This window comes from Paraburkholderia tuberum STM678, from assembly GCF_902833905.1.
GTDB classification, from domain to species: Bacteria; Pseudomonadota; Gammaproteobacteria; order Burkholderiales; family Burkholderiaceae; genus Paraburkholderia; species Paraburkholderia tuberum.
This window is the reverse complement of the sequence record NZ_CADFGP010000006.1, coordinates 226089-235097: the sequence shown is the minus strand read 5'-3', so window position 1 is coordinate 235097 and position 9009 is coordinate 226089. Positions and strand designations below refer to the sequence as shown.

At 63.9% G+C, this 9009-nt stretch carries 7 protein-coding genes; 4 read left to right on the top strand and 3 right to left on the bottom strand.

What is annotated here, in order from left to right; translation table 11 throughout:
- Positions 1–259: 259 nt before the first annotated feature.
- From HWY30_RS41480 to HWY30_RS07570, 4 genes are all read left to right on the top strand, one after another.
- Positions 260–481: a hypothetical protein gene (locus HWY30_RS41480; protein ID WP_026226309.1), complete on the top strand. Its 222-nt coding sequence runs from the start codon at positions 260–262 to the stop codon at positions 479–481.
- 309 nt (positions 482–790) lie between these two features.
- Positions 791–2125 carry a glutamine synthetase family protein gene (locus HWY30_RS07580; protein ID WP_090806816.1) on the top strand — a complete coding sequence of 445 codons (1335 nt, stop codon included), beginning with the start codon at positions 791–793 and terminating at the stop codon, positions 2123–2125.
- A gap of 57 nt (positions 2126–2182) precedes the next feature.
- Positions 2183–3637 carry an aspartate aminotransferase family protein gene (locus tag HWY30_RS07575; RefSeq protein ID WP_090806818.1) on the top strand — a complete coding sequence of 485 codons (1455 nt, stop codon included), beginning with the start codon at positions 2183–2185 and terminating at the stop codon, positions 3635–3637.
- A 580-nt stretch (positions 3638–4217) separates the two neighbouring features.
- Positions 4218–4949, top strand: coding sequence for a DUF2278 family protein (locus HWY30_RS07570; RefSeq protein WP_090806822.1), 732 nt, complete (start codon positions 4218–4220; stop codon positions 4947–4949).
- Positions 4950–5081: 132 nt separating this feature from the next.
- Here the strand turns inward: HWY30_RS07570 and HWY30_RS07565 are convergent, their stop codons facing one another.
- The 3 genes from HWY30_RS07565 to mdlC form a co-directional block, all read right to left on the bottom strand.
- The gene (locus tag HWY30_RS07565) at positions 5082–6500 is read right to left on the bottom strand and encodes an MFS transporter (RefSeq protein WP_090806823.1); all 1419 of its coding nucleotides are present in this window, start codon (positions 6498–6500) and stop codon (positions 5082–5084) included.
- A 130-nt stretch (positions 6501–6630) separates the two neighbouring features.
- Positions 6631–7287, bottom strand: coding sequence for an aldehyde dehydrogenase family protein (locus HWY30_RS07560; protein ID WP_482052124.1), 657 nt, complete (start codon positions 7285–7287; stop codon positions 6631–6633).
- A gap of 52 nt (positions 7288–7339) precedes the next feature.
- A complete protein-coding gene (gene mdlC / locus HWY30_RS07555; protein ID WP_090806827.1) occupies positions 7340–8983 on the bottom strand; it encodes a benzoylformate decarboxylase in 1644 nt (547 codons plus the stop codon).
- Positions 8984–9009 lie beyond the last annotated feature (26 nt).

Below are 9009 nucleotides of genomic sequence, written 5' to 3'. Positions count from 1 at the left end.
CCGCGAAGCCGATCTGCCTCTTCATCCTCGTGAGTCCGTTCTGTGAGCTGCCTTCTATAACGTCTTCGGCTACGTGAGCGATGACCGCCGAGCTCCATTAATCAGCGTTTCCCTAGCTAGTGGGAGATCTTGTGGGCGGCGCGGCGAATTAAGCTAGTACCGTTTCTTCTCGATCAACCCGTGTCCTGTTTCTTCAATATCCGCTGTGGATTCGAAACAGGCCGTTCAATACCCTCAACTACGCCAGTCGAGTGTCATCGTGAGAGTCCGAGGCCCTTTGGTGAATTGGAATCGCAGTCAGGCGCGTTGTACTTGCGCTGACGGCGCCAGCGCCGACGGCAGCAACGGCAGCCTTGCGTTTCGCCGCTTTCTGTCCGTCATCACAGTCCTGTCGCGTCGTTCCGTTCGACGCCGCAACGTCCTCTCCGCGCGCGCGTTCATCGCGGTGCGCACAGACGAAGTCGCTTCGCTGCTGCCGTAGCGCCTCTCCTCTTTCATCTCTTTTCGCTGCTCGATTCGTCCGTTTGCTCGCGTTTTCGCGAGCTGGCTGCTTGCGTCCGCGCGGCACTGACTGATCACCGCGCATCGCGACGGATTCAATCGAGCCGCTTCTAATCGGGTAAGCGCTGCGCGTTATTGCGCGGATTCGCTTTGGCGTCGACTCGCCTTCGCGTTTTCCCACCTCGCCGCGCGATATTTCGCGCCTTCGGCGACGCGTGTCGCCCGCGCATGAATACACGAAACCCTGCACACATGACCCAGATCGCGGACCAAAACAGAGAGAACAATCATGCATGACATCGACGAATTTCTGAAAAAGCATCATGTCACCGAAATCGAAGCAATTATTCCGGACATGGCCGGCATCGCGCGCGGCAAGATCATTCCGCGCAGCAAGTTCGAATCGGGCGAATCGATGCGTCTGCCGCAGGCGGTGATGATCCAGACCGTCACCGGCGACTATCCGCAAAGCGATTCGCTGACCGGCGTCACCGATCCCGACATGGTGTGCGTACCCGACGCGAGCACGATCCGGATGATTCCGTGGGCAGTCGACCCGACCGCGCAGGTGATTCACGATTGCGTGCATTTCGACGGCACGCCGGTCGAAATCTCGCCGCGCTGCGTGCTGCGGCGCGTGCTCGAACTATATAAGGCGCGCGGCTGGAAACCGGTGATCGCGCCGGAGCTCGAGTTCTATTTGGTCGACATGAACCGCGATCCCGATCTGCCGTTGCAACCGCCGGTCGGACGCACGGGTCGCGCGGAAACCGGACGCCAGGCGTATTCGATCGAAGCGGTCAACGAATTCGACCCGTTGTTCGAAGACATCTACGAGTACTGCGACGTGCAGGAACTCGAAGTCGATACGCTGATACACGAAGTCGGCGCCGCGCAGATGGAAATCAACTTCATGCACGGCGATCCGCTCAAGCTCGCGGACAGTGTGTTTCTCTTCAAGCGCACCGTGCGCGAAGCGGCGTTGCGTCACAAGATGTACGCGACTTTCATGGCGAAGCCGATGGAAGGTGAACCGGGCTCGGCGATGCACATGCATCAAAGCCTCGTCGATATGGAAACCGGCCGCAACCTCTTCACCGCCGCCGACGGCGAGCCGACCTCGCTGTTCACCGGCTATATCGCCGGCTTGCAGAAATACACGCCGGCGCTGATGCCGATCTTCGCGCCGTACATCAATTCGTACCGGCGTCTGTCGCGTTTCATGGCCGCGCCGATCAATGTCGCGTGGGGTTATGACAATCGCACGGTCGGCTTCCGGGTTCCGCATTCCGCGCCGGTCGCGCGCCGCATCGAGAACCGGATTCCGGGTGTCGATTGCAATCCGTATCTGGCGATTGCCGCGACCTTGGCGGCGGGCTATCTCGGCATCACGCAGCGGCTCGCCGCAACCGAACCGCTGGCGAGCGACGGCTATGCCCTGCCCTATCAATTACCGCGCAATCTCGAAGAAGGCTTGACGTCGATGAGCGCGTGCGAGCCGATTGCCGAAGTACTCGGCGAGCAGTTCGTCCGCGCGTATCTCGCGTTGAAAGAGACCGAATACGAAGCGTTTTTCCGCGTGATCAGTTCGTGGGAACGCCGGCACTTGCTGCTGCACGTTTGAGTGCTGCGGGCCGATCGGTCAATCGGTCAATGAGAACCTTGAATAGACGGAGGCAGTATGAGCCATAAGACTGAAGACGTGATGTATGCGGAAAAGGAAACGTCGCAGCATGGCGGCACGAAAGACGCGCCGACCTCGCAAGCCACATCTCGCAGCACCGCCGAATACCGCGCGCTCGATGCCGCGCATCACATCCACCCATTCTCGGATATGGGCTCGCTTAATCGCGCGGGTACTCGCGTGATCGTCAAGGCGCAAGGCGTGTACCTGTGGGACTCGGAGGGCAACAAGATCATCGACGGCATGGCGGGACTGTGGTGCGTGAACGTCGGCTACGGCCGCCAGGAACTGGCCGACGCCGCATTCCGGCAGATGCGGGAACTGCCGTACTACAACACGTTCTTCAAGACGACGCATCCGCCCGTGATTGAACTGTCTGCCCTGCTCGCCGAACTGACGCCCGCCCCATTCAATCACTTCTTCTACTGCAACAGCGGCTCGGAAGGCAACGACACCGTGCTGCGCATCGTCCATCAATACTGGGCGACGCAACGACAGCCCGCGAGGAAGTTCGTCATCGCGCGCAAAAACGCTTATCACGGGTCGACGATCGCGGGCGGCACGCTCGGCGGCATGGCTTATATGCATGAGCAGATGCCATCGAAAGTCGAGAACATAGTACATATCGATCAGCCCTATTTCTTCGGCGAAGCGGCAAGCGATCAGACGGCGGAAGAATTCGCGCTGGCTCGCGCGCGGCAGCTCGAAGCGAAGATTCTCGAACTCGGTGCGGACAATGTCGCCGCATTTATCGGTGAGCCTTTCCAGGGAGCGGGCGGCGTGATTTTTCCGGCTGACACGTATTGGCCGGAAATCGAGCGCATTTGCCGCAAGTACGACGTGCTGCTCGTCGCGGACGAAGTGATCGGCGGCTTCGGCCGAACCGGCGAATGGTTCGCGCATCAGCACTTCCGCTTCGAGCCGGACCTGATCACGCTCGCGAAGGGACTGACGAGCGGTTACGTGCCGATGGGGGCTGTCGGTCTACATGATCGCGTCGCCCGCGCACTGATCGACAACGGTGACTTCAATCATGGCCTCACCTACTCCGGGCATCCGGTCGCGGCGGCCGTCGCGCTTGCGAATCTGAAACTGCTGCGCGACGAGAGGATCGTGGAGCGCGTCAAAGTAGATACGGGTCCGTACTTTCAGAAGAAGCTGCGTGAGACGTTCGCCGGTCATCCTATCGTTGGCGAGATCAGCGGCGCGGGCCTCGTGGCGGGCGTGCAACTCGCCGAGAAGCCGCTCGAGCGCAAGCGCTTCGCGAATGGCGGCGATGTCGGTACGATCTGCCGCGACTTCTGCTTCAACGGCAATCTGATCATGCGCGCGAGCGGCGACCGGATGCTGCTGTCGCCGCCGCTCGTGGTCAGCCGGCCGGAAATCGACGAAATCGTCTCGAAGGCAGAAGCGGCGATCGATGCGACCGCGCGGCAGGTGGGCATCCGATAGCACTGCATGGTTGCGATTCAGTTTCCCTCAGCCCTCGAGTGCCCGCACAGCCTTCAAATCGCCGGTCAGCCGCAGGATCGCACCAATCATCTGCCCCCCGTGACCGCCGCCGGAATGCGCTGCGGTCCTACTTTACGTTGTACCGGTCGCGCGAGCGTTCCAGGTTATGGTCAGAGAGGCCACCAGCCCTTACCGCCGTTGCCTGCGTCATGGTCCGGGTGCGACCCGTCATGATGCCCGTGCTCGTCGGCGTCCCGGTCGAAGTCGAAAAGATCGAACAGGTCGCCGATCGCGGGCGCATTGACCGGGCGACTTCGTTCCGTCGAGCACCCCTCGTTGATCTGTTCGACGGCCGCCTGGCCGTCAGCCGTCGTCCGACGCGAGGAAATGCCACGCCTTCTCCTTGCGCGTCTCCAACCCGTAGCGCCACGCGTGATGACCATTGCTCGCACACCGCAATAGCGTCGGGATAAAAACATTGCAAGCGTATGACAGCGGGCGCGGTTGTTTATCGACGTGTAGCACCGTATGCTTGGATACGTCGCTTTCCGATCGTCAACTTCGAGAAGGTCATTCAGTCATGAACGAATACTGCATGTTCAAGGGAAAACTGCTGCGCGCGGCGCCTTTCAAAGATTCGTATATAGGCAGTCCGCACTATGTGATCACGGTGACTGGCAACGACAACACGCCATTCAACATCGTCGTCAATTCGGCGTCGACGCAACCGGGCGCAAGCGGTAACGACGACGTGTACTTCTATGCCGATCTGAACTTCGCCGATCCACTCAGCGCGAAACTGCAGCCCCTGAACCTCGGCCTCTACACGAGCGGCTTTCCACGGCTCGATTACTTCCAGGACAGCAGCCTGCTCGACATTCACCGCATGCGGCCGGTCCCCTACGAGGATCAAAACGGCAACCGCGCCGACGTCAACGACATCATCGACGAAATCCTCACCATCGACGAAAGCAAGCCGTCGCAAAGTCTGCCCTACGACAACGGCAGCGGCCAGTTGCACAACCGCGATTTCTGGACACCGACCACCGCGGGCATCGTGGTCTATGGGTTCGGCTTTCTGTTTCTGCCGAAGAAGGACGGCCTTCACGAGACTCACATGAATCAGGGCAATCCGCGCGGCCCGCATTACAACGAAAACGGCGCGTTCCAGGACGGCGCGGTGATCGTGCAGCGCGCCGATGGGTTTGCCGCGATGTTCACCGCGTTTCAGACACAGTATTTGCCGACCAATGCGGCCGGCGATCCGGCGGCGAATGCAGTGGCGTTACCGGTTTATATTCAGCAAGGTTGATAGCGTCGCTCGTGCATGGGGCAAGTGGAAACCGCCGCGATGCGCGAGAAACAGGCTCTTGCATAGGGGAAAATCAGATCGCGCGAAAAAGTCCCTCGCGATACGAACGCACCGCGAGAGACGTCGCGTCGATCAGCGCGCGCTCTCGGCGCCTCGACGCGGAATATGCCGCTGCACCACCGCCAGCGCAATCAGCACGATGACCATTGCGATACCGAGCATCAGCAGATAGCCCGATGCGCCACCGGCCGTGATCACCGCGGCACCGGCGAATGCGCTCAGAATTGCGCCGACGCGGCCGAACGCGAGTGCCGACGCGGTGCCCGTCGCCCGCACGCTGGTCGGATAGACGTATGCGCACAGCGCGTACATCGTCGATTGCACCGCATTGACGAACAGCCCGTGCAAGCCGAGACCGACGATCATCAACGCCGTATGCTGCGTCGCGCCGACGCCGAGCAGCATCCACGCACTCGCGACGCCGCCCGCGCAGCACAGCAGCAGCGGCCAGCGCGAGCCGTAGCGCCCGATCGCCAGCGCGCACAGCACCGCGCCGATTACGCCGCCGAGGTTGTACGCGCTCAGGCCATAGCCCGCGAGCGACACGCTCAAACCCTCACTCGTCAGCATCGACGGCAGCCAGCTGAACGCCGCATACACCGCGAGCAGGCACATGAAGAACGCGCCCCAGATCGCGACGGTGTCGCGCGAACGGCCATCGCGGAACAGCGCGGCAAAGCCGACGTGTTTCTCAGCGCTTTGTTCGCGCACATCGGTGAAGCTCGCATCGGCCGACACGTCGCGCGCCATGCGCCGCAGCAGCTTCACGAGTTCGGGCCAGCGATGCGGACGGCGTGCCAGAAAACGCGGCGATTCCGGCAGCGCCGCGAGCAGGACGAGGGCGAGCACGAGCGGCAGCACACCACCCGCTACGAACAGACCGCGCCAGCCATAAACCGGCAGCACCTGGCCGGCGAACAATCCGGCGACCATACCGCCCAGCGGCACGCACAGAATGGTCGCCGTCACCGCGAAGGTACGAAAACGCGCGGGCGTGAACTCGGCGGTCAGCGTAGTCGATGTGGGCAGCGCGCCGCCGATGCCGAGCCCCGCGATAAAGCGCAGCGCCGCAATGGCCGCGACGTTCGGCGCGAGACTGATCGCGCAGGTCGCCAGGCCGAACACGAACACGCTGCCGATCACCGCCCAGCGGCGGCCGAAGCGATCGGCGAACAGCCCCGCGAACGCGCTGCCGATACCCATGCCGACCAGCCCCGACGCAACCACCGGCGCAAATGCGTTGCGCGTGACGCCCCACTCCTTGGTCAGCATCGGAATCGCGAAGCCGATCAGCTGGCTGTCGAAGCCGTCGACGACGATCGACAGCGCCGCGAGCACCACCGCGATTTTCTGCAGCAACGTGTAGGGGCCGTCGTCGAGTGCATAACCGATGTCGACCGTGTTGCCGCCGCGCGCGATGCCGGCGAGCGCCGCGTCGTCGCGCGCGGTCGCGGTCGAGGCCGCGGCCGAAGCGGGAGGAACGAAACTCATGAACCTGTCTCCGTTGTTTGCGCTGCACGCGCGTTGTTCGATTTTTTTTGCTGTCGGCAGGACGGTGCGACGCGATGGCCCGCTTCGGCGAGTTGGCCGCCGAACAGCGAGCCCATCGCGTCGCGCCTCATCAGAACGGATAGTGACGCGGCATCGTTTGCAGCGTGACCCAGCGCAGATCGGTGAATTCCGCGATCCCCGCCTTGCCGCCGAAGCGGCCGAAGCCACTCGCCTTCACGCCGCCGAACGGCATCTGCGCTTCGTCGTGCACGGTCGGGCCGTTCACGTGACAAATGCCCGACTCGATGCGTTTAGCGACGTTCAGCGCGCGCGCCGTGTCGCGGCTGAACACTGCCGCCGACAGGCCGTATTCGTTGTCGTTCGCACACGCGATTGCGGCTTCCTCGCCACGCACGCGCACGATCGGCTTGACCGGCCCGAACGATTCGTCGTGATAGATGCGCATGTCCGGCGTCACGCGATCGAGCGAGAGATGCACGTTGAAGCCGGCCCAGATGCCCGACGCGCCGGTCTCGGCGGCCATCGCGGCCGCGAAGGCCTCGGCCTTCGCTTCGAGCGCGTGCGCGCCCTTCGTCAGCAGCGCGCGGCGCTCGCTCGGTCCGAGCGCGGACCACACCGGAAAGGCGGCCGCGGCGGCATCGGCGGCGGCCACGGCATCTTCGACGGTCGCGGCCGGCGCGCGCGTCGCGACTTCGCCGTCGAGCGGACTGCGGCGCTCGAAGCTCGCGCCGTTGCGCGCCTGTGTCTGCTCGCCGCCGATCAGCATCGATACGTTTTTCATCGTAGGTCTCTCTCCTGTTCGTGAATGGGAAGCGCCGTTACGCGACGATCGCTTCGACGAGCGTGGGACCGCTTTTCAAGTCACGTTCGGTCAGCGCGCGACGCAACACGTCGGCAAGTTCAGCCGCCTCGCTGACGCGCGCGCCAGGGCAACCCATGCCCGCCGCGATCGTCACGAAGTCGAGGCCCGGCAGGTCCGTGCCCTGCACGGTTTCGCCAGGCGCGAAACCGAACACCGGCGCGAAATCCTGCAACGCCGCGTAGCGCGTGTTGTTCAGGATCACGAATGTGATCGGTAGCTGCATCTGCACCGCGCTCCAGATCGCCTGAATCGAGTACATGCTCGAACCGTCGCCGATCAGCGCGATCACGCGCTCGCCCGGCCGCGCAAGCGCAACGCCGAGCGCCGCCGGCATGCCGTAGCCGAGGCCGCCGCTGTCCATCGTCAGGAACGTGCCGGCGCGCGCGATCGGCAGATAGGTCTGCATGATGGGCCGCGAGCTCGGCGCTTCCTCGACGACGATGCCATCGGGATCGCGCACTTCGGCGAGCGTCTGCAACGCGAACGCGACCGACATCCGCTCGCCCCGCGCGGGCGGCAGCGCTCGCGGCGCCACCGCGCGCGGCGCGGGCAACTCGCGCGCTTTGGGCGCGGCGCGCGCGAGCAGATCCTGCACGCCGAGCCGCACGTTGCCGACCGCGGCGATGCCCTGCGGCGTCCATGCGGCAACGCCCGGATCGTCGATCAACTGACACAGCCGCGAGCCCGGCGGCACATGCGGACCACTGCCTTCGACGTGATACGTGAACGCTGGCGCGCCGATCACGAAGATCGCGTCGTGCGCGCCGAGCAACTCGACGATGCGCTCACGCAGCGCCGGCAAAAAGCCCGCGAACAGGCGGTGCGTTTCGGGGAAGCTGCAACGTCCTGTCATCGGCGCGACGTAGACGCGCGCGGAATGCCGCTCCGCGAGGCGCACGACTTCAGCCGCCGCGTCCGCGCGATCGACCGCGCCACCGACCACGAACGCGGGCCGCTCGCACGCGTCGAGCACCGTGCCGATGCGTTCGAGCATTGCCGGATCGGGTCGCATGATGTGCGCGACCTCGCGGTCGGCCACGCGCTCGGCCGGCTGATCCCAGTCGTCGGCGGGAATCGACACGAACACCGGGCCGCGCGGCTCCTGCATCGCGATCGCGTACGCACGCGCGATCGCGAGCGGCACATCCTGCGCGCGAGCCGGCTCGATGCTCCACTTCACGTAGGGCTTCGGCAATTCGGTGGCCTGGGTCGCGGCGAGGAACGGTTCGAACGGCAGGATCGAGCGGGCCTGCTGACCCGCGGTGACGACGAGCGGCGTGCGGTTGCGAAACGCCGTGAAGATATTGCCCATCGCATTGCCGACGCCCGCCGCCGAATGCAGGTTCACGAACGCCGCGTTGCCGGTGGTCTGCGCGTAGCCGTCGGCCATGCCGACCACGACCGCTTCCTGAAGACCGAGCACGTAGCGGAAATCCGCGGGGAAATCGCGGAACATCGGCAGCTCGGTCGAGCCCGGGTTCGCGAAGATCGACGTCATGCCGACGCGGCGCGCGAAGTCGATGACCGCGTCGCGTACGGTCCACCGCGTGCTCTGTTCTTTTGCGTGTGCCTGATTCTGCTGCGGCGCGCTGCTTGTCATGCGAAGTCTCCTGTCTGGTGAGCGCG

What these genes read in the sequence shown, in the direction of transcription:
- HWY30_RS07580 (WP_090806816.1), top strand. Translation starts at nt 791, where the DNA reads ATGCATGACATCGACGAATTTCTGAAAAAGCATCATGTCACCGAAATC.
- HWY30_RS07575 (WP_090806818.1), top strand. Translation starts at nt 2,183, where the DNA reads ATGAGCCATAAGACTGAAGACGTGATGTATGCGGAAAAGGAAACGTCG.
- HWY30_RS07570 (WP_090806822.1), top strand. Translation starts at nt 4,218, where the DNA reads ATGAACGAATACTGCATGTTCAAGGGAAAACTGCTGCGCGCGGCGCCT.
- HWY30_RS07565 (WP_090806823.1), bottom strand. Translation starts at nt 6,500, where the DNA reads ATGAGTTTCGTTCCTCCCGCTTCGGCCGCGGCCTCGACCGCGACCGCG.
- HWY30_RS07560 (WP_482052124.1), bottom strand. Translation starts at nt 7,287, where the DNA reads ATGCTGATCGGCGGCGAGCAGACACAGGCGCGCAACGGCGCGAGCTTC.
- mdlC (WP_090806827.1), bottom strand. Translation starts at nt 8,983, where the DNA reads ATGACAAGCAGCGCGCCGCAGCAGAATCAGGCACACGCAAAAGAACAG.